The organism is Aquamicrobium lusatiense (genome assembly GCF_014201615.1).
Classification (GTDB): domain Bacteria; phylum Pseudomonadota; class Alphaproteobacteria; order Rhizobiales; family Rhizobiaceae; genus Mesorhizobium; species Mesorhizobium lusatiense.
This window is the reverse complement of the sequence record NZ_JACHEU010000001.1, coordinates 2,019,514-2,038,271: the sequence shown is the minus strand read 5'-3', so window position 1 is coordinate 2,038,271 and position 18,758 is coordinate 2,019,514. Positions and strand designations below refer to the sequence as shown.

The window sequence follows — 18,758 nt, the reverse complement described above, 5'->3', positions numbered from 1 at the left end:
TCAGCTTCAGTTCGTTCCTGCAGCGTCCGGGGCCGGAACGTCGGACTTCTGCTTGCAGTCCTTCAGCCACACGTCATAGACGGCGTGTTCCACGGCGTTGAGGCCCGGGCTTTCGGCAAACATCCAGCCGGTGAAGATGCGCCTGATCTTGCGATCCAGCGTGATTTCATCGACCTCGACGAAAGAATCCGTCTTCGGAGCTTCAGCACCCGGGCGGGAATAGCAGACGCGCGGCGTGACCTGCAGCGCGCCGAACTGGACGGTCTCGTCGATGTAGACATCGAAGGTGATGATGCGGCCAGTGATCTTGTCTAGCCCTGCGAACTCGGCAACTGCGTTGTTCACGCGCTCTGCGACCGTGGATTCGGCAGCATGAAGCGGTGCCGAAAATGCGCAGGCGGCGATGACCGACGCCGCAGCGCTTTGCCAGATACGGCCGAATTCCCTCATGCAAAAACACCGATTGTTGCGCCAGCGATGATTCGAAACGCTAGCGGGCGTTGCGGATGAGGCAACCAGCTAAACACAAAATGTGGCAACAAAAGCCACGCAGCACTGGATTCCTCAGGCGCCCGGCGTCCAGGCGTCATAATCGCCGGTAACCTGCGGACGATGGCCTGTGCCGAGAATCGAGCCCTTCGGACGATAGGCCGCCGGCGTTCCCGTCAGATTCGCGTGGTGCGGCTTCTGCCAGTCGCGGGGCTTGTAGTCTTCCCTGACCGGCGGAACGTCAACGCGGTGATGGATCCAGCCATGCCAGCCCGGCGGAATGGCCGAGGCTTCCGAATAGCCGTTGAAAATGACCCAGCGGCGCGTGCGCCCTTCCGAATTGACCCCGCCTTCGTAATAGACGTTGCCGAATTCGTCTTCACCGACGCGCTTGCCCTTGCGCCACGTATAGAAGCGCGTGTTCAGCGTCTGGCCGTTCCACCAGGTGAAAATCTGCAGGAGAAACTTTTTCATCCAATCCTCGCCGGGCAAAACCGCCTGCCCGCTGCTTATGACCCTGCCATATGGCAATGACAAGCGTTTTGGGCAAGCCTTTTGCTATTGCGGTGCACAATGCGCCTTGCCAAGCCCCTGTCATATTTCTAATGCTGCCAGCCCATCGGGGCCATGCGGCAAAATACCGGAGGGAGAGAATGGCACCTGTCTTGTCGGCGCAATCGCACGCCAGAACCGAGGCGATCCGCTCCGCCAAGGGCGGCGAACCGGTGGTGTGCCTCACTGCCTATACCTATCCGGTCGCAAAGCTTCTGGACCCGCATGTCGATCTGCTGCTGGTCGGCGACAGCGTGGCCATGGTTCTGCACGGCCATGAAAACACGCTTGGCGCCACCATGGACATGATGATCCTGCATGGGCAGGCCGTCATGCGCGGGGTGCGCAATGCCTGCGTGGTGGTGGACATGCCAGCCGGCAGCTACGAAGATTCGGCCGAACAGGCGCTGGCCTGTGCCAAGCGGATTTTCGAGGAAACGCATTGCCATGCCGTGAAGCTGGAAGGCGGCATGGACATGGCCGACCGAATCGCCGCTATCGTCAAGGCCGGCATTCCGGTGATGGGCCATATCGGTCTGCAGCCCCAGTCCGTCGAGAAAGAAGGCGGTTACAAGATCAAGGGCAGGACCGACGAAAGTGCGGCAAAGCTTTTGGCGGATGCGCGCGCGGTTGAACAGGCCGGCGCGTTTTCCGTGGTGATCGAGGGCACGATTGAGCCTCTTGCCGCAGAAATCACGCGGATTCTCTCGATCCCGACCATCGGCATCGGAGCAAGTGCGGCCTGCGACGGGCAGGTGCTGGTGATCGACGACGCCATTGGTCTGACCATCGACCGGGTTCCGAAATTCGTCAAGGAATATGCCGATCTGCGCAACGAGGTTGCCAAGGCGGCTATGAGCTATGCGGCCGAAGTACGCGCCCGCGCCTTCCCGACTGCGGACCATGTGTTCCGCAAGCAGACACCGAAGGGCTGACATGAGCGGACCGCATATTTCACCGACCATCGCGGATCTGCGCGCGCAGGTGAAAGACTGGCGCCGGCAGGGGCTGAGCGTCGCCATGGTGCCGACCATGGGCGCACTGCATGAGGGGCATCTTTCGCTGATGCGCGAGGCGCTCTCGCGCGCCGATCGCTGCATCGTGTCGATTTTCGTCAATCCCGCGCAGTTCGCACCGACAGAAGACCTCGACAAATATCCGCGCCAGCTTGAGCGGGATATCGAGCGGCTGGCGGAAGTCGGCGTGCAGCTTGCCTTCACGCCCACGCCTGCCGAAATCTATCCGGCCGGCTTTGCGACCAAAGTGTCGGTAGCGGGGCCTTCCGCCGGACTGGAAACGGACTTTCGCCCGCACTTCTTCGAGGGCGTGGCAACGGTCGTCACAAAGCTCCTGCTGCAGGCCGCACCCGATTGCGCCGTGTTCGGCCAGAAGGATTATCAGCAGCTATGCGTGGTGCAGCAACTGTGCCGTGACCTCGACATTCCCGTCGAGATCATCGGCGCGCCGACGGTTCGCGATGAGCACGGCCTCGCCATGTCCTCGCGCAACGCTTATCTGGATGAGGCACAGCTCACCACCGCCCGCAAGCTCAACGTCATCCTGCGCACGGCATCCAGCGCGATTTCGCGCGGAGCCGATCCAGAGCAGGAAGCAGCGAAAGCCGGGCAGGCCCTGCTGGATGCGGGTTTCAGAAGCGTGGACTATGTAGCGGCGCGCGAAAGCGGTTCGCTGGGACCATGGCAGCCTTCAGCCGAGGGGCGGCTGCTCGTTGCCGCATGGCTTGGCAGCACGCGGCTGATCGACAATGTGGAAATTGCCGCGGTGGCTTGAGCGTTGCCGTCCATCGGCACGGCAATATCGGCGCTCGCTGATCAGGCGAGCGCTTTTTCCATCACCACGACCGAAACCTCATCCTGCGTCGTTTCAGCGGCATCCGACACGATAAAGCCCTGTGCGCGGTAAAACCCGATTGCGTTCAGGTTTTCCGCTTCGACCTCAAGCCGGATCAGGCTGGCCTCGGGGAAGCTCTCGGACACCTCGTCGAGCAACATGGCGCCGATGCCGCGTCTCTGCTGTGCGGGCAGCACGTAGAGCTGACGCAGCCACACCACCCTGCCCTCATCTACAGAAGCGGCGAATGCCATCCCGGCGATGGCCTTGCCGTCATCGGCGACAAGGAATTCGGAGTGCGGGTGCGTCAGGCGCGTCCTCAGCGCAGCCATCGAATGCCATTCGGCGGTGATCTCGTTCACACGCTTCCGGCCGTAGATGGCATCGTAGGTGGCGTGCCAGGTTTCAGCCAGAAGCGCCTTGATCGCCTCCAGGTCGCGTTCTCCGGCGGTGCGGATGAACATCTATTCGAGGCCCAGTTTTGCCTTGATCAGATCGTTGACGGCCTGCGGATTGGCCTTGCCGCCGGTCGCCTTCATCACCTGACCGACGAACCAGCCGGCCAGCGTCGGCTTGGCCTTCGCCTGCTCGACCTTGTCGGGATTGGCGGCGATGATCTCGTCCACAGCCTTCTCGATGGCGTCGGTATCGGTAACCTGCTTCATGCCGCGCTGTTCCACCACCGCGCGCGGATCGCCGCCTTCGTTCCAGACGATCTCGAACAGATCCTTGGCGATCTTGCCGGAGATGGTGCCTTCCCTGATCAGGTCGAGGATGGCGCCCAGCTGATCGGGCGAAACCGGAGTCTCTTCAATGGCTTTGCCGGCTTTGTTGAGGGCGCCCAGCAGGTCGTTGATGACCCAGTTGGCGGCCAGCTTGCCGTCGCGTCCAACCACGACCTGCTCGAAATAGTCGGCGATCGCCTTTTCGGAGACGAGGATCGAGGCATCGTAGGCCGACAGGCCGAGCTTTTCGATCAGCCGCGTCTTCTTGTCGTCGGGCAGTTCCGGCAGATCGACCGCCAGCGCATCGACATAAGCCTGATCGAACTCCAGCGGCAAAAGATCCGGATCGGGGAAGTAGCGGTAGTCATGCGCCTCTTCCTTCGAGCGCATGGACCGGGTCTCGCCCTTGTTGGCATCGAACAGGCGGGTTTCCTGATCGATCTTGCCGCCATCTTCCAGAATAGCGATCTGGCGGCGCGCTTCATATTCGATGGCCTGACCGACGAAGCGGATCGAATTGACGTTCTTGATCTCGCAGCGCGTGCCGAACCCTTCGCCCGGACGGCGCACCGAAACATTCACGTCGGCGCGCATGGAGCCTTCATCCATGTTGCCGTCGCAGGTGCCGAGGTAGCGCACGATGGTGCGCAGCTTGGTCAGATAGGCCTTCGCCTCGTCGGACGAGCGCATGTCGGGCTTCGACACGATCTCCATCAGCGCCACGCCGGAACGGTTCAGGTCGACATAGGACATGGTGGGATGCTGGTCGTGCATCGACTTGCCCGCATCCTGTTCCAGATGCAGACGCTCGATGCCGATCTCGATGTCCTCGAACTCGCCCTTCTTATCAGGCCCGACCGAGACGATGATCTGGCCTTCGCCGACGATGGGCTGCTTGAACTGCGAGATCTGGTAGCCCTGCGGCAGGTCGGGATAGAAATAGTTCTTGCGGTCGAAGACGGACTTCAGGTTGATCTGCGCCTTCAGGCCAAGGCCGGTGCGGATCGCCTGCTTCACGCACTCCTCGTTGATCACCGGCAGCATGCCGGGCATGGCCGCATCGACCAGCGACACATTGGCGTTGGGCGCGGCGCCGAACGCCGTGGAAGCGCCGGAAAAAAGCTTCGACTGCGACGTCACCTGCGCATGGACTTCCATGCCGATGACGACCTCCCAGTCTCCGGTTGCGCCGGGAATAAGGCGTTTTGCGTCGGGCGTGCGGGTGTCTACGAGGGTCATGTGCGGCCTGTCGTCTTTTCGGATATGCCGGAATAGGCTTGCTTACCCGGCGGATATAGATCGTATCGCTTGGCTATTGCAAACCCGGCTGCCAGACAAGCACAAAGCCGGCATAAAGCCGGCTCTGGCAGTTTTCGAGCTAAACTCTGGAAGGCTCTGGCAAGCCTCCTATGCGGTGGCGATATAGGCCTTGATCTCCTCGGCCTCGCGCTCCGCATCCTCTATGCGTCGCTTCACCACGTCACCGATGGAAATAATGCCGTCCAGCCTGCCATCCTTTTCAACGGGAAGGTGGCGGAAGCGGCCCGCCGTCATGACTTCCATGACTTCGGTGATGGTGTGGTGCTCGTGGCAGATTTTTACTTTAGCCGTCATGCCGTCCCGGACGCCCATGTCGAGCGCCGAAGCTCCATGGGCGGCCATGACACGTACGATATCCCGCTCGGAGATGATGCCGACGATGCGGCCCTCCTCATTGGTGACGACCAGCGCACCCACGCGGTGTGCCGCGAGTTTGTGGATCGCCTCGGCGAGCTTTTCGTCAGGCCCGAGCGTCAAAACGTCGTGCCCCTTCTGGGCGAGAATAGCTTTAACCGTCATTGCGTCCTCCTCTGCGTTCGGCCGGACCGCTCCTCCGGCCATGACGTTCGCAGGGACATGGTGCGCCCGGCCCGCCAGCTTTTCAAGCTTCCGTGGAGACACAACCGGTCAGAAGCGACGGCGCGGACCTGCCTCGAAAAGACGCAGCCCAAAGAAACCGGCCAGAAAACCGCCGATATGCGCTTCCCATGCGATCTGGGATTCCTCGCCCGGAACGAACCCGGCAAGGCCGGTGACGAGATTTATGACCATCCACACCGCCAGAAAGGTCACGACGCTGCGCGAGCGCACGATTTCGCCCATCGGCAGCGGATCGCCGGCAAAGGCGCCCTTGCCTGAAGAACGGTCGATGCGGAAGGCGAAGCGCGCGGCAGCGCCCATCATGCCGGAAATGGCGCCGGAAGCGCCGACAAGCGGGTTCTGCCCCAGCGGGTGGATCGCATAGAAGAAGAAAGCGGCCGCGAGGCTTGTCACCGCGAAAAAGATCGCGAAGCGCACTGCCCCCAGCCGGTTGGCGAGCGGTGCGCCGAACGCCGCCATCCAGACCATGTTGACGGCAAGGTGCGCGAAGCTTCCGTGCAGCAGCGCATAGGTGAAGGGGCTGGAGAACGCATAGACATCCAGCACATAGTCACCGGAATAGCGGATCGGCACGAATGCGGCGCGGATGATCAGCTCGAAATCCTGCTCGGCGGTCAGAACATAGGTGCGCAGCACATGTATGCCGGTGCAGAGCACCAGAAGCGCAATCACGATGCCCGGCAGGTTGAACATCGGCTCGCGGCGCTGCATCGCAGGCTGCGTCGGCATGTAGGGCTCGGGCTGGCTCATGATATCGTCCTGTTTGAGAGATGCGATGTAGGCGACACACCGGCTTTTTCCAAACGGCGAATCGTCGCCACAGCGCGGACGGGACTTCTGAAACAGGCGAATCGAATCAAAAAAATGGCCGTTCAGGACATGTCCTGAACGGCCGATCGAGCCCCTGGGCTCCCCTGGACTTCTGACTGGAAAACCGCCGCCGCTTTCCGGCAGGCCGTTTTCTGGAATGAATTCAAAGTCTCACATGTCATGCGTGGCCGCAATCTAAACCGTTTGTTAACCTTAACGGCCTCGATCCGTGAACAAGCCGCCTCAAAGCTGGCACGGTTTATGCTCCGCACCGCATGTAGGTAGTCGGAAATGTCCTCCTGTTCATCGTTGGGACAATCAGACTTCAGATTGCACGAAGCGGAGCGAACATGAAACTCGCAGGATCCATTGCACTGTTCCATTATTGGAATCGGCTGCGCGGGGACCGTTCTGCGCCACAGCGCACGGAGATCGAGCCGGCAGACATTAAAAAGCTGCTTGCCGATACTTTTATTCTTGAAAAGGATACGCGTGGCGAGGCCGTGTTCCGCCTGGCGGGAACACGGCTGTGTGCTGCTTATGGGCGGGAACTGAAAGGTTTCAGCTTCCCTTCGCTTTGGCGTCCGAAAGACCAGAGGCTGGTCGCCCGCCTGCTCGACAACGTGTTCGACAGGCACGCGGTGATATTGATCCGTTACGAGGCAATCAGTCAGGCAGGACGCGCCCTTCCCTTTGAACTGCTGGCCCTGCCTCTGGAAAGCGGAATCGGAAGCTCACGCTGCCTGGGCGTCGCAGCCCCCGCGCACAAGCCATTCTGGCTGGGTGCAGATCCCATCAACGACGCGGTCATCGAAGCCCTGCGCGTCGTGGACCCCGCTACCGAGAAAACCGAAGCCTTTCAGCGTCCTGCAATCGAGGCGCCGGAACTCGCACCTGTCGATCTCGACACGGCCAGCACCATTGCCGGTTACGGCAAGGCCCGCAGGATACGTCACCTGCTGGTGCTTGACGGCGGCCGCGACGAGTAAGCGCCCTGCAGATGCCTTGTTTGCCGGTTGTTAACTTTCCCCATTCATAATCTGGTCAGGAATCCGCCCGAAAGGCGGGACGGCCAGTGGGGTGAAGGCAGTTATGGTTTCTGCGGCGAAGGTCCTCGCGCCGTCTGTTGCCGAAAGGCGCAGCTTCCAGCGCGTTCGCGTCAAGGTCTACGGACGCTTCATGCTTGAGGACCGCTCCGAACACCCCTGTCAGGTCATTGAAATGTCGCCCGGCAATATGGCTCTGCGCACGGACCGCATCGGCGAGCCGGGTGAGCGCATTATCGCTTATATCGACCATATCGGCCGCGTTGAAGGCATTATCGTTCGCACCTTTCAGGACGGATTTGCCATGACCGTGCTTGCCTCCGAGCGCAAGCGCGAGAAACTTGCCGCCCAGCTCACATGGCTCGCGAACCGTCACGAGCTCGATCTGCCGGAAGATCGCCGCCATGAGCGCATCGCGCCGCGCAACCCGATCAGCGTTCTGCGCCTCATGGACGGTCGCCAGTATCCCTGCCGGATCATCGACCTGTCGCTGTCTGGTGCCGCGGTTGAGATCGAGGTCAAGCCGGCGATCGGCGTGCAGGTCACGCTGGGCACCATGCGCGGCCAGATCGTACGCCACTTCGAAGATGGGGTGGCCATCGAGTTCGCCGTCGTCCAACGGCCCGAATCCCTGAACGCGGAATTCAACACGACACTCGGCTGAAAATAGTCGCGTCAAGCGGGAGCGGTTTCCCGCATTGGGCTTCTTCTGCGCCGGTCAACCCTGCTGACACTCCTGCCGGGCCCATCAGACGTTAACACACCTCAGCTTCCCGGGTGGACGTCTTCGCCACCCATCGCCGGGCAAAACCCACGAAATCAGGCGAGTTGCGCCCTGCCGCTTCAGGCGCAGACATGCGCCCATGCTTTGCCAGAAAGGATAAAATTTGAATCAAATTTGTTTATTATTTTATTCTTGTTTTCTCTTAAAATGATCTATGTTTTACTCAATGTCTTCTTCGGTACTTTGCGCCAAATAAATCCGGACCTGTCATTGTCTCCTCAAACGGGGAGACACCGCAATGACTTTCAACTGGGGCGCTTCGCTTATAACGGCCATGACGATGCTGATCGCCACGCTGGGCAGCGCCCATGCCGGCAACAGCTTCATGCCTACGGGCGGCCGCACCACACAGCCGGTCGGACACTATGAGTTCTGTCAGGGTCTGCCGCAGGAATGCCGCCAGAAGACTGCGAAGAAAGCTCCGGTCGAACTCACCCGCAAGCTGTGGGCAACGATCATTTCCGTCAACAACGACGTGAACACCAGCGTCATCCCCATGACCGACATGGAAATCTGGGGTCGAGAGGAAGTCTGGTCCTACCCGGTCAACGGCATGGGTGACTGCGAGGACTATGTGCTGGAAAAGCGCCGCCGCCTCATGCAGGCCGGTGTGCCGGCCGGCAACCTGCTCATCACCGTCGTGCGCCAGCCCAATGGCGAAGGCCACGCGGTTCTGACCGTCCACACCAGCATGGGCGACTTCATCCTCGACAATCTCGAAAGCCGGGTTCTGGCGTGGTCGCAAACCCAGTACACCTACCTCAAGCGCCAGTCCGCGCAGAATTCGGGTGTGTGGGTTTCAATCACCGATGGCCGCGCCGACGCGGTGGCCTCCGTCCGCTGACCTCAGCCAAAGCTGAATGGCTGGCTTTCCGCCAAAAATCCGGTCGAGTCCCCCCGCCCCCCCCCGACGACCGGATTTCAGGAGCCGGCTTTTAACCGGAGCCGGCTCCGTTTTCTCAGGCCGCAGACGGTTGTCGTCAGGGTCAGTCTTCGAGTTTTCTGAAACCTTTATTGAAACGGCGGCCATTCGCCACGTAATGCCCGGCAGATTGCCGCAACCGCTCGATGGCTGCCTCATCCAGCGTTCGCACCACCTTGGCCGGAGAACCGACGATCAGTGAATTGTCGGGAAATTCCTTGCCCTCCGTAACCAGCGCGCCGGCACCGACAAGCGAGTTCCTGCCGATCTTCGCGCCGTTGAGGACAATCGCGCCCATGCCGATCAGGCTGTTGTCGCCAATGGTGCAGCCATGCAGCAGCGCGCGGTGGCCGACCGTGCAGCCCTTGCCGATGGTGAGGGGGAAGCCGGGGTCCGTGTGCATGATCGTGTGTTCCTGCACATTCGTATCCTCGCCAATCACGATCGCTTCATTGTCGCCACGGATGACGGTACCGAACCAGATGCCGACATTACGACCGACATGGACATTGCCGATGAGCGTCACGTCCGGGGCAAGCCAGTTGGTGTCCCTGTCCTCGAAGCTGGGCTCTGCTGCATCGATTGCGTAGGTGGGCATATCTTCTCCTGTCAGACCGGCACGGTTGCCGCAGCCGTTTCTTTACCCTCCCTTTACCATAAATCTCCACAGTCTCACCTGATACGCCGCTGTTTCTCGCGGCCACTGCAACAATTTCACGGAGCAAGATGAAAGACGCCGTCGCCCCGAACGAATTCAAGGTCGTCGGTTCCTCGCTGACGTCGCGGCTGTTTTACGGCCTCGTCGCTGTGGCGATTTTGTCGGTGGCGATCACGTTCGCCGGAAAATGGTTCGGCGAACGGATGGCGATGGGCGGCCATACCGACGACACAACGATCCACGCCGTGGTCATCGGGAACAATCTTCTGGCTGTGCCGGCCAACATGATCCGCTTCGAGCAGGCAAGGCGCAGCGGCAATGCGGAACGGCTCGACCTTTATGTGCATTATCCTTCGATGGCAGGATATACGCAGGCGTCGCACGACGAATTCAATCACGCGACCGCGGCCGATTCGATCATCTTTCTCGGTTTTTCGGAGCAGATGATGTCCCGCGACATGAGCGGCCGCTTTGCGCCGATCTACAGCGCGCTGATTGCCAGACCAGGCCGCAACGGTCCCGCGGGCATCACCTTCTACGAGTTTTCCGAAAACTCAGGATATATGGGAGAAAAGCTCGCCGTGGCGGACAGGCAGGGGCGGGAGCCATTCGTGGCGCGCTGCCTGACCGGTGAAGCGGCAGAAAAGTCGCTCGCCCCGTGTGAGCGCGACATTCTGGTCGGCGAGCGTCTCACGCTCACCTACCGCTTTCCGAAACGATTTCTGGAAGAGTGGCAGGCACTGGACACGGCGGTTGAAAACCTCGCCGCATCCATGCTTGGTGCCCCGGCTTCACCGCAACAATGAAGGTGAAGCGAACACGAAGGGCTGAAAAAATCAGCCCAGATCGATGTCGAGAATGGCCATCGAGAAATTGTAGTCGCCGTCATCCTCGTCCTTGAACACGATGCCGAGGAATTCGTCGCCGACATAAACTTCGGCTGAATCGTCCTTGCGCGGACGAGCCTTCACTTCAAGGCGCGGATTCTGGAAGACGCGCTTGAAATAGGCGTCGAGCTTTCGGATTTCGTCGGGTTTCAAAAAAATTCTCCGCTAAGGGACTGGATGTGAGAGGCGCTTCTTGCACGCGGTCAGGGCGCTGTAAAGACGAGGCGGTGACGACACAACCCCGTCATGTTCAGTTCATTCTCAGATGTCGAAACTGACGACATGATCCATCGCCTGTGAAGGCAGGAGCTGATCCATCTCGCGGGAAGGCTGATCGTCGCAGCTCGTTTCGCCGACAATGCGCGCCGGCACGCCGGCAACCGTTCTGTTGTGGGGAACGGTAGCCAGCACGACCGAGCCGGCAGCCACCTTGGAGCAATGTCCGATCTCGATATTACCGAGGATCTTGGCCCCTGCCCCGATCAGAACACCGCGCCGGATCTTCGGATGCCGGTCGCCGCTCGCCTTGCCGGTGCCGCCCAAAGTCACATTGTGCAGGATCGAGACATCGTCCTCGATGACGGCGGTCTGGCCGACCACGAGGCCGGTCGCGTGATCGAGGAAGACGCCCTTGCCGATGCGGGCGGCCGGATTGATATCGGTCTGGAATACCGACGACGAACGGCTCTGCAGATAGAGCGCAAAATCCTTGCGGCCCTGCTTCCACAGCCAATGCGCCAGGCGGTGCGTCTGGATCGCATGAAAGCCCTTGAAGTAGAGCACAGGCTCCAGAAAGCGCTCGCAGGCCGGATCACGATCGAAATAGGCCTGAATGTCGACCCGCACCACCGTCGACCATTCCCGGTCGTCTTCGCGCATGGCATCGAAGGTCTGGCGGATCAGGTCCGCCCCGATATCCTGATGCGCGAGCCGCTCGGCCAGCCTGTGGATGACGGCATCCTCAAGGCTCTCCTGATTGAGGATGGTGGAATAGAGAAACGCCGCCAGAAGCGGATCGCGGTTGACCGCCGCCATCGCCTCATCGCGGATGGAGCGCCAGATGGGATCGACCGGTTGCAGCGCGTTGTGACGCAACAGACTGTTCATGACATTAACTCCCCGCCTTCGGGTATCGGCGCCGGCGCATGAATACCGGTGCTCGAATGAAGCAAACCGGCGCGCGCCTCGCGGCACGACATAAAGGGTCAGGACATGGCCCCAACCAACTCCACGACAGATATAGAGCAGATCGGGCAGGTGGTGAACCCAATTTTCCTTAATCTGCCTTCAGCGCAGGAATTCCGCATGCGAACCGCGCCGTCATCCGGCCTTGCCCTGCCTTCATCATATCATTACCCGCACCATGGAACCGGGTCGCGCCAGCGGATGAAAAGCCGCGCTCAGGCCGAAACGAGGTTCGCCACGATCGCCATTGCAACAGGCAACAGCCTTGCGCGCTTCTCCCCGATATCCACACCCTTCACATACAAGATGTTGGGGGTCATAAAAGTTGGACGAACGAGCGCTTGACGCTCCCCCGCGAGTCGCCTTTTATTGGCCATGCGTTCGATGTTGCGGACGCGGCCGGAAAGTTTCGAGCCCGGTCTTTTTCCCGTTCAATCGCGTTTCAGTCGCACTCCGCCTTCTGAAGAGGCCGTTTGCGGAGCGTTTTTCCATGCGTGGAGAGAAGCGGAATAGCTGGTAAAATTAATCGTTTAATACTATATTTAGTGTTTGCGATCAGTATTCCAGCTAGATAATGTAAACCTTCCCTTGTGAGGGAATTGCAGCGTTTTTGTGGGTACGGCATGCGGACGGCTTCGACTGTCCCGGAATTGCTGGTGCATCCGGTTTCAAATCGCGTCAGGGAAAGCGGAGCAGATCCGCGACGGCGCAGTCTGTCCGGATCAGCGCCAGTCCCGCGGAAAACCGGTTGGGCGGCCGCCCTGAAACGCGCTATATATAGATGAAGGAAGAAACCAGATGCGCATCGAACGGCACTTCACAAAAGCGGGTCAGTCTCCCTATGCGGAGATCGAGTTCCGCAAGGCCTTGTCGGAGATCAAGAACCCCGACGGCTCGGTTGTGTTCAGGCTCGACAACATCGATGTGCCGGCGCAGTTCAGTCAGGTTGCCGCCGACATCCTCGCCCAGAAATATTTCCGCAAGGCCGGCGTTCCCGCGCGCCTGAAGAAAGTCGAGGAGAACGACGTTCCTTCCTTCCTGTGGCGTTCGGTGGCCGACGAGGCCGCCCTCGCCGAACTGCCCGAAGGCGAGCGCTATGGCTCCGAGACCGACGCGCGTCAGGTCTTCGACCGTCTGGCCGGCACCTGGACGTACTGGGGCTGGAAGGGCAAATATTTCGACAGCGAGGAAGATGCGCAGGCGTTCAAAGACGAGCTGTCCTACATGCTGGCGACGCAGCGCGTGGCGCCGAACTCTCCGCAGTGGTTCAACACCGGCCTGCACTGGGCCTACGGCATCGACGGTCCCGGTCAGGGCCACTTCTATGTCGACCCCTTCACGGGCAAGCTGACCCGCTCGAAATCTGCCTATGAGCATCCGCAGCCGCACGCCTGCTTCATTCAGTCCGTGGGCGACGACCTCGTCAACGAAGGCGGCATCATGGATCTGTGGGTGCGCGAGGCGCGCCTGTTCAAATACGGTTCCGGCACCGGCTCCAACTTCTCGCATCTGCGCGGCGAAGGCGAAAAGCTTTCCGGCGGCGGCAAGTCGTCGGGCCTGATGAGCTTCCTCAAGATCGGCGACCGCGCCGCCGGCGCCATCAAGTCCGGCGGCACCACGCGCCGCGCGGCCAAGATGGTCATCGTCGATGCCGACCATCCCGACATCGAGGCCTTCATCGACTGGAAGGTGAAGGAGGAGCAGAAGGTTGCCGCCCTCGTCACCGGCTCCAAGATCGTGCGCAAGCATCTCGACGCGATCATGAAGGCCTGCGTGAACTGCGAAGGTCAGGACGACGACTGCTTCGACCCCTCGATCAACACGGCGCTGAAGCGCGAGATCAAGGCTGCGAAGAAGAACGCCGTGCCGGAAAACTATGTCCAGCGCGTCATCCAGTTCGCACGGCAGGGCTACACGGCAATCGAGTTCAGCACCTACGACACCGACTGGGATTCGGAAGCCTACCTGACCGTTTCGGGCCAGAACTCGAACAATTCCGTCTCGCTCAAGGACGATTTCCTGCGTGCGGTCGAGAACGACAGCGACTGGCACCTGACCGCCCGCAAGGACGGCAAGGTGACGAAGACCCTCAAGGCCCGCGACCTTTGGGAGAAGATCGGCTACGCGGCATGGGCCTCGGCCGACCCCGGCCTGCACTTCAATACCACCATGAACGACTGGCACACCTGCCCGGCCGCCGGCCCGATCCGCGCCTCCAACCCGTGCTCGGAATACATGTTCCTCGACGACACGGCGTGCAACCTGGCCTCGGTCAACCTGCTGCCCTACCGCAACCAGGATGGCACCTTCGACATCGCCGCCTACGAGCACACCGTGCGGCTATGGACCATCGTGCTCGAAGTCTCGGTCATGATGGCGCAGTTCCCGTCGCGCGAAATCGCTGAACTGTCCTACAAGTACCGCACGCTCGGCCTCGGCTACGCCAATATCGGCGGCCTGCTGATGACCTCCGGCATTCCTTACGACTCCGATGAAGGCCGCGGCATCTGCGGTGCGCTGACCGCACTGATGACCGGCGTTTCCTACGCCACCTCCGCCGAGATGGCAGGCGAACTGGGCGCTTTCCCGGATTACCAGCGCAACGCCGAAAACATGCTGCGCGTCATGCGCAATCATCGCCGCGCCGCCTATGGCGAGAGCAATGGCTATGAGAAGCTGGCTGTCGACCCGGTGCCGCTCAATGCCGAACATGTCAGCCAGAAGGAACTGGTCGAACATGCCCGCGCCGCATGGGACCGAGCCATCGAACTTGGCGAGAAGCACGGCTATCGCAACGCGCAGGCAACGGTGATCGCGCCGACCGGCACCATCGGCCTCGTCATGGACTGCGACACCACCGGCATCGAGCCGGACTTCGCTCTGGTGAAATTCAAGAAGCTGGCCGGCGGCGGCTACTTCAAGATCATCAACCGGGCCGTGCCGGAAGCCCTGCGCACGCTGGGTTACTCCGAGAGCCAGATCGCCGAGATCGAGGCGTACGCCGTTGGTCATGGCAATCTGAATCAGGCTCCGGGCGTAAATCCTTCAACGCTCAGGGCAAAAGGCTTCACGGACGAGAAGATCGAGGCGCTGAACGGTGCGCTGAAATCGGCCTTCGACATCAAGTTCGTGTTCAACCAGTGGACGCTGGGCGCTGACTGGCTGAAGGAGACTTTCGGCTTCACCGACGAGCAGCTCAACGACTTCTCCTTCGAGGTCCTGCCGGCGCTTGGCTTCTCCAGGAAGGAGATCGAGGCCGCCAACATCCATGTCTGCGGTGCGATGACGCTGGAAGGCGCGCCCTTCCTGAAGGATGAGCATCTGGCCGTGTTCGACTGCGCCAATCCGTGCGGCAAGATCGGCAAGCGCTACCTGTCGGTCGAGAGCCACATCCGCATGATGGCCGCGGCGCAGCCCTTCATTTCGGGCGCCATTTCCAAGACCATCAACATGCCCAACGAGGCGACGGTCGAGGATGCCAAGAACGCCTACATGCTGTCGTGGAAACTGGCGCTGAAGGCCAACGCGCTCTACCGCGACGGCTCCAAGCTCTCGCAGCCGCTCAACGCTTCGCTGATCTCCGACGAGGAGGAAGAGGACGATGCGGTCGAGGCTCTGGTTGCCGCTCCGGCGGCTGCCCGCGCCGTGGAAGTGACGGAAAAGATCATCGAGCGCGTGGTCGAAAAGGTGGTGCGCGACCGAGAGAAGCTGCCGAACCGCCGCAAGGGCTACACCCAGAAGGCAGTCGTCGGCGGCCACAAGGTCTACCTGCGCACCGGCGAGTTCGACGATGGCCGCCTCGGCGAGATCTTCATCGACATGCACAAGGAAGGCGCGGCCTTCCGCGCCATGATGAACAACTTCGCCATCGCCATTTCGCTCGGCCTGCAATATGGCGTGCCGCTGGAGGAATATGTCGAGGCCTTCACCTTCGTGAAGTTCGAACCGGCCGGCATGGTGCAGGGCAACGACGCCATCAAGAGCGCCACCTCGATCATCGACTATGTGTTCCGCGAGCTGGCGGTCTCCTATCTGGCGCGCAACGATCTTGCCCATGTCGATACCGACTTCTCCAACACGTCGCTCGGCAAGGGCATCACCGAAGGCAAGGCCCTGCCCTTCTCCAAGGGTCTGGTGCGCGGCGCCTCGACCGTGAAGCTGGTCAGCAGCGAGCCGAAGGGCATGGGCGGCGGCTCGGGCGACAAGGCCCAGCGCACCGCGCCGACCGCATTCGCCTCCAACGTCCATCCGATCTCGTCGGGTGCGACTGCCCTGAAGAGCGAACTGGCCACAGACGGCGCCGTCGCCTTCAAGCGCGACTTTGAGGAGCAGGCGAAGGAAGCGACCGAAGATGCTCCGGAGGCCACGGCCGAAGTCCTGTTCACCGATGCTGCCGCCCGGGAAGCAGCCGATGCCAAGAAGCTCGCCGCCGCCCGCCGCCAGCAGTCGCTGATGCAGGGCTATACGGGCAACGAATGCTCCGAGTGCCACAACTTCACCATGGTGCGGAACGGCACCTGCGAGAAGTGCGACACCTGCGGCGCAACCAGCGGCTGCAGCTAAGGCCCGCGCGGCAATCGACTAAAGTGATGGAAACGGCCCGTCTTTCAGGCGGGCCGTTTTGTCATTGGAGATGAAAAAAGCGCAGCACCTGCACCCGGACGTCAGGTTCGATCCGCCGAACGGGCCCGGCGACGGCCACCGGCGTAGTATGCGGGTAATACCCGCTTCCGCAGTATCGCGCCTATCCTGCCTGCTCCATCGGCAGAGGAGGATAGATGATGGCCAGAATTCTGATGATTACCGGCGATTTCACCGAGGATTATGAAACCATGGTCCCGTTCCAGACCTTGCTGGCGACGGGACATCAGGTGGATGCCGTGTGTCCCGGCAAGAAGGCAGGCGATACGGTCAAAACGGCGATCCATGATTTCGAGGGCGACCAGACCTATTCGGAAAAACCCGGTCATAATTTCGCACTCAACGCCACTTTCAGCGAGACCGACGCCACCGTGTATGACGCGCTGGTCGTTCCCGGAGGTCGCGCGCCTGAATATCTGCGGATGAACAACGAGGTGCTCGACATGGTCCGGCACTTCTTCGATGCCGGCAAGCCGGTGGCCGCGATCTGTCACGGCGCGCAGCTTCTGGCCGCGGCAGGCGTGCTCAGGGGCCGCACCTGCTCGGCCTATCCGGCCTGCGCCTATGAGGTCACCGCCTCGGGCGGCACCTTCGCCGATATTGCGGTGACAGAAGCGGTAACCGATGGCAATCTGGTGACCGCACCGGCATGGCCGGCACATCCGGCATGGCTGAAGCAGTTTCTCGCCATTCTGTAGCCAGTGCGCGCCTGTCTTTGCGGCTCTTGAGGAGGTGGTCCGCGATGTGTGAGCTTTTCATCAAGGCTGATGCCAGCCAGTGGCAAAGCCGTACCCATAGCCTGCGCATCGATGGAGTGGCCACCTCAATCCGCATCGAGAACCATTTCTGGGACACGCTGACCGAGATCGGGCTGCGCGACGGCATGAGCGTCGCGCAGCTCATCACCCGCCTGTGGCACGAAGCCATGGACGCCGATCACGACCTTGGCAATTTCACGTCATTCCTGCGCGTCTGCTGTGCGCGTTATCACGCGCTGATCGCCGCCGGCGACGTATCTGCGGACATCGGCGTGCCGATTGCCAGCCATCCGGCGGCCGATATTCTCTCGCGGGAGAACATGCGCCGCAGCCGCATCGTCAACTGACCGGCGCCGCCCGTAATGGTTCAGTTCGCGTCCGCCACAAGCTGCCGCCCGCTCACCCAGTTGCGCCATTGCGCCTCGGTGCCGTTGAACACGTTGAGGTCGATGTTGCCCTTGACCCCGTGCGACAGGCCGGACCCCGAATACTGCCAGAACACCCATTTGCGGCCGGGATAGACCTTGGAGGGGTGCTGGGCGACGGCGCGCAGCCAGAATGGATAGTCCCGGAACGCGTCCTTCAGGTTGTCGGCGTAGAAGTCGGGGGCGGTATAAATGATCGGGCGCTGGCCATAGTGGCGCTCCAGCCGGTCCATGAAGACCTGCATCTTCTCGCGCACCTGTGCCGGAGACGGGCGCTTGCGGCAGCGCGATTCACCGTTCCATTCCACGTCGATAACCGGCGGCAGCGCGCCTGCAACCTTCGGCACGTTGCGGATGAACCAGTCCGCCTGCTGGCTGGCCGGGCGGCACCAGTAGAAGAAGTGATAGGCACCGCGCCGGATGCCGGCCGCAGCCGCGCCGTTCCAGTTCTTCATGAACATCGGATCGAGATGATCGCCGCCGTCGGTGGCCTTGATGAAGGCGAAATTGGCGCCCTGGCTGCGCAGCTTGGGCCAGTTGATCTCGCCCTGCCAGCGCGAGACATCGACGCCGTGCACTGCATAATGGCGCGGGGCGACCTTGCCGAAATTGATCGGCTTGGCATCGCGGAACTGCTGGGGATGAATGACCGCATCGATGGCTTTTTGCGACTTTGTCGCCGGCCGGGGCGTCGGCACGAGCGCAGCCGTCTCAAGAGACGGCATGGCGAAGCCGGAATCCGATTGGCTCTCGCTTTCGACCAGCGCTGCCAGCGCATCGGAGTTGTTGTTTTGCGCAGACGTATCTGCAATCTGAGCAGCATTTCCAACCCTGGCCGAGGGTGTCAGCGGCCGCGCTATCGAACTGGTGGTCTCCTGCGACGGACGCGGAACAATGTCCTCTATGCCGACGCTCGATGAGCAGCCGGAGACACCAAGACCGAGAACGAGAAGAGCAAGGTAAGCTGAAGAACGCATCCGGGACCTGTACGCAAAACACATCGGCCGGCCGGCAGACTGGAGCCACTCCGGAACTCGCAGACAATTATGAAGGATGAATTACCAACAAAGTTTGAATCAAATTTTTAACTTTTGCGGGCGAACGC

The 18,758-nt window shown here is 61.1% G+C and carries 20 protein-coding genes; 10 read left to right on the top strand and 10 right to left on the bottom strand.

The annotated features are described in order from the left end of the window. Nucleotides 1-6 precede the first annotated feature (6 nt). Complete coding sequence (locus HNR59_RS09750) at nt 7-450, bottom strand: DUF2155 domain-containing protein (protein WP_183829241.1); 444 nt, start codon at nt 448-450, stop codon at nt 7-9. A gap of 114 nt (nt 451-564) precedes the next feature. Beyond that, complete coding sequence (locus HNR59_RS09745) at nt 565-963, bottom strand: NADH:ubiquinone oxidoreductase subunit NDUFA12 (protein WP_183829238.1); 399 nt, start codon at nt 961-963, stop codon at nt 565-567. Nucleotides 964-1,142: 179 nt separating this feature from the next. Here HNR59_RS09745 and panB point away from each other — a divergent pair, with 179 nt between their 5' ends. Then, nucleotides 1,143-1,976, top strand: coding sequence for a 3-methyl-2-oxobutanoate hydroxymethyltransferase (panB, locus tag HNR59_RS09740; protein ID WP_183829235.1), 834 nt, complete (start codon nt 1,143-1,145; stop codon nt 1,974-1,976). A gap of 1 nt (nt 1,977) precedes the next feature. Beyond that, nucleotides 1,978-2,832, top strand: coding sequence for a pantoate--beta-alanine ligase (gene panC, locus HNR59_RS09735; RefSeq protein ID WP_183829232.1), 855 nt, complete (start codon nt 1,978-1,980; stop codon nt 2,830-2,832). A 41-nt stretch (nt 2,833-2,873) separates the two neighbouring features. Here panC and HNR59_RS09730 read toward each other — a convergent pair whose 3' ends face one another. The 4 genes from HNR59_RS09730 to HNR59_RS09715 form a co-directional block, all read right to left on the bottom strand. Next, a complete protein-coding gene (locus tag HNR59_RS09730) occupies nt 2,874-3,356 on the bottom strand; it encodes a GNAT family N-acetyltransferase (protein ID WP_183829229.1) in 483 nt (160 codons plus the stop codon). Continuing rightward, complete coding sequence (gene gatB, locus HNR59_RS09725; RefSeq protein WP_183829226.1) at nt 3,357-4,856, bottom strand: Asp-tRNA(Asn)/Glu-tRNA(Gln) amidotransferase subunit GatB; 1,500 nt, start codon at nt 4,854-4,856, stop codon at nt 3,357-3,359. It lies immediately after the preceding gene. Nucleotides 4,857-5,024: 168 nt separating this feature from the next. After that, the gene (locus HNR59_RS09720) at nt 5,025-5,456 is read right to left on the bottom strand and encodes a CBS domain-containing protein (protein ID WP_183829223.1); all 432 of its coding nucleotides are present in this window, start codon (nt 5,454-5,456) and stop codon (nt 5,025-5,027) included. Nucleotides 5,457-5,564: 108 nt separating this feature from the next. Continuing rightward, the gene (locus HNR59_RS09715) at nt 5,565-6,287 is read right to left on the bottom strand and encodes a rhomboid family intramembrane serine protease (RefSeq protein ID WP_183829221.1); all 723 of its coding nucleotides are present in this window, start codon (nt 6,285-6,287) and stop codon (nt 5,565-5,567) included. Between the two features lie 410 nt (nt 6,288-6,697). Here HNR59_RS09715 and HNR59_RS09710 point away from each other — a divergent pair, with 410 nt between their 5' ends. From HNR59_RS09710 to HNR59_RS09700, 3 genes are all read left to right on the top strand, one after another. Then, a complete protein-coding gene (locus HNR59_RS09710; protein WP_183829218.1) occupies nt 6,698-7,336 on the top strand; it encodes a PAS domain-containing protein in 639 nt (212 codons plus the stop codon). Nucleotides 7,337-7,439: 103 nt separating this feature from the next. Next, entirely contained in the window at nt 7,440-8,057 is a 618-nt protein-coding gene (locus HNR59_RS09705) for a PilZ domain-containing protein (protein WP_183829215.1), read from the top strand. Nucleotides 8,058-8,415: 358 nt separating this feature from the next. Then, nucleotides 8,416-9,021, top strand: coding sequence for a transglutaminase-like cysteine peptidase (locus HNR59_RS09700; RefSeq protein ID WP_183829212.1), 606 nt, complete (start codon nt 8,416-8,418; stop codon nt 9,019-9,021). A 142-nt stretch (nt 9,022-9,163) separates the two neighbouring features. Here HNR59_RS09700 and HNR59_RS09695 read toward each other — a convergent pair whose 3' ends face one another. After that, complete coding sequence (locus tag HNR59_RS09695) at nt 9,164-9,697, bottom strand: gamma carbonic anhydrase family protein (RefSeq protein WP_183829209.1); 534 nt, start codon at nt 9,695-9,697, stop codon at nt 9,164-9,166. A gap of 128 nt (nt 9,698-9,825) precedes the next feature. On the opposite strand from HNR59_RS09695, the gene HNR59_RS09690 reads away from it, so the two are divergent. Beyond that, a complete protein-coding gene (locus HNR59_RS09690; RefSeq protein ID WP_183829206.1) occupies nt 9,826-10,563 on the top strand; it encodes a hypothetical protein in 738 nt (245 codons plus the stop codon). Nucleotides 10,564-10,593: 30 nt separating this feature from the next. On the opposite strand, the gene HNR59_RS09685 is transcribed toward HNR59_RS09690, so the two are convergent. Both HNR59_RS09685 and cysE read right to left on the bottom strand, forming a co-directional pair. Further along, a complete protein-coding gene (locus HNR59_RS09685; protein ID WP_183829203.1) occupies nt 10,594-10,797 on the bottom strand; it encodes a DUF3126 family protein in 204 nt (67 codons plus the stop codon). Nucleotides 10,798-10,905: 108 nt separating this feature from the next. After that, nucleotides 10,906-11,751, bottom strand: a complete 846-nt coding sequence (gene cysE / locus HNR59_RS09680; protein ID WP_183829201.1) for a serine O-acetyltransferase — start codon at nt 11,749-11,751, stop codon at nt 10,906-10,908. Nucleotides 11,752-11,856: 105 nt separating this feature from the next. Between cysE and HNR59_RS09675 the strand changes: the two genes are divergently transcribed. The 4 genes from HNR59_RS09675 to HNR59_RS09660 all read left to right on the top strand — a co-directional run bounded on the left by HNR59_RS09675 (nt 11,857) and on the right by HNR59_RS09660 (nt 17,575). Next, on the top strand, nt 11,857-12,174 hold the full coding sequence (locus HNR59_RS09675) for a hypothetical protein (protein WP_183829198.1): 318 nt from the start codon (nt 11,857-11,859) through the stop codon (nt 12,172-12,174). Nucleotides 12,175-12,627: 453 nt separating this feature from the next. Continuing rightward, complete coding sequence (locus HNR59_RS09670; RefSeq protein ID WP_183829195.1) at nt 12,628-16,392, top strand: vitamin B12-dependent ribonucleotide reductase; 3,765 nt, start codon at nt 12,628-12,630, stop codon at nt 16,390-16,392. Nucleotides 16,393-16,607: 215 nt separating this feature from the next. Beyond that, nucleotides 16,608-17,168 (top strand): DJ-1/PfpI family protein, encoded by a 561-nt coding sequence (locus tag HNR59_RS09665; RefSeq protein WP_183829192.1) that lies wholly within the window; start codon nt 16,608-16,610, stop codon nt 17,166-17,168. Between the two features lie 44 nt (nt 17,169-17,212). Beyond that, nucleotides 17,213-17,575: a ribbon-helix-helix domain-containing protein gene (locus tag HNR59_RS09660; protein WP_183829189.1), complete on the top strand. Its 363-nt coding sequence runs from the start codon at nt 17,213-17,215 to the stop codon at nt 17,573-17,575. Nucleotides 17,576-17,595: 20 nt separating this feature from the next. On the opposite strand, the gene HNR59_RS09655 is transcribed toward HNR59_RS09660, so the two are convergent. Beyond that, nucleotides 17,596-18,630, bottom strand: a complete 1,035-nt coding sequence (locus HNR59_RS09655) for a glycoside hydrolase family 25 protein (protein WP_183829186.1) — start codon at nt 18,628-18,630, stop codon at nt 17,596-17,598. Nucleotides 18,631-18,758 lie beyond the last annotated feature (128 nt).

Bases quoted from the DNA above. Each gene is read 5' to 3' on its own strand.
- HNR59_RS09695 (WP_183829209.1), bottom strand. From the start codon at position 9,697: ATGCCCACCTACGCAATCGATGCAGCAGAGCCCAGCTTCGAGGACAGG.
- HNR59_RS09675 (WP_183829198.1), top strand. From the start codon at position 11,857: ATGGCCCCAACCAACTCCACGACAGATATAGAGCAGATCGGGCAGGTG.
- HNR59_RS09720 (WP_183829223.1), bottom strand. From the start codon at position 5,456: ATGACGGTTAAAGCTATTCTCGCCCAGAAGGGGCACGACGTTTTGACG.
- HNR59_RS09665 (WP_183829192.1), top strand. From the start codon at position 16,608: ATGATGGCCAGAATTCTGATGATTACCGGCGATTTCACCGAGGATTAT.
- HNR59_RS09700 (WP_183829212.1), top strand. From the start codon at position 8,416: ATGACTTTCAACTGGGGCGCTTCGCTTATAACGGCCATGACGATGCTG.
- HNR59_RS09715 (WP_183829221.1), bottom strand. From the start codon at position 6,287: ATGAGCCAGCCCGAGCCCTACATGCCGACGCAGCCTGCGATGCAGCGC.
- cysE (WP_183829201.1), bottom strand. From the start codon at position 11,751: ATGAACAGTCTGTTGCGTCACAACGCGCTGCAACCGGTCGATCCCATC.
- panB (WP_183829235.1), top strand. From the start codon at position 1,143: ATGGCACCTGTCTTGTCGGCGCAATCGCACGCCAGAACCGAGGCGATC.
- HNR59_RS09670 (WP_183829195.1), top strand. From the start codon at position 12,628: ATGCGCATCGAACGGCACTTCACAAAAGCGGGTCAGTCTCCCTATGCG.
- HNR59_RS09745 (WP_183829238.1), bottom strand. From the start codon at position 963: ATGAAAAAGTTTCTCCTGCAGATTTTCACCTGGTGGAACGGCCAGACG.
- HNR59_RS09730 (WP_183829229.1), bottom strand. From the start codon at position 3,356: ATGTTCATCCGCACCGCCGGAGAACGCGACCTGGAGGCGATCAAGGCG.
- panC (WP_183829232.1), top strand. From the start codon at position 1,978: ATGAGCGGACCGCATATTTCACCGACCATCGCGGATCTGCGCGCGCAG.
- HNR59_RS09705 (WP_183829215.1), top strand. From the start codon at position 7,440: ATGGTTTCTGCGGCGAAGGTCCTCGCGCCGTCTGTTGCCGAAAGGCGC.
- HNR59_RS09710 (WP_183829218.1), top strand. From the start codon at position 6,698: ATGAAACTCGCAGGATCCATTGCACTGTTCCATTATTGGAATCGGCTG.
- gatB (WP_183829226.1), bottom strand. From the start codon at position 4,856: ATGACCCTCGTAGACACCCGCACGCCCGACGCAAAACGCCTTATTCCC.
- HNR59_RS09750 (WP_183829241.1), bottom strand. From the start codon at position 450: ATGAGGGAATTCGGCCGTATCTGGCAAAGCGCTGCGGCGTCGGTCATC.
- HNR59_RS09655 (WP_183829186.1), bottom strand. From the start codon at position 18,630: ATGCGTTCTTCAGCTTACCTTGCTCTTCTCGTTCTCGGTCTTGGTGTC.
- HNR59_RS09690 (WP_183829206.1), top strand. From the start codon at position 9,826: ATGAAAGACGCCGTCGCCCCGAACGAATTCAAGGTCGTCGGTTCCTCG.
- HNR59_RS09660 (WP_183829189.1), top strand. From the start codon at position 17,213: ATGTGTGAGCTTTTCATCAAGGCTGATGCCAGCCAGTGGCAAAGCCGT.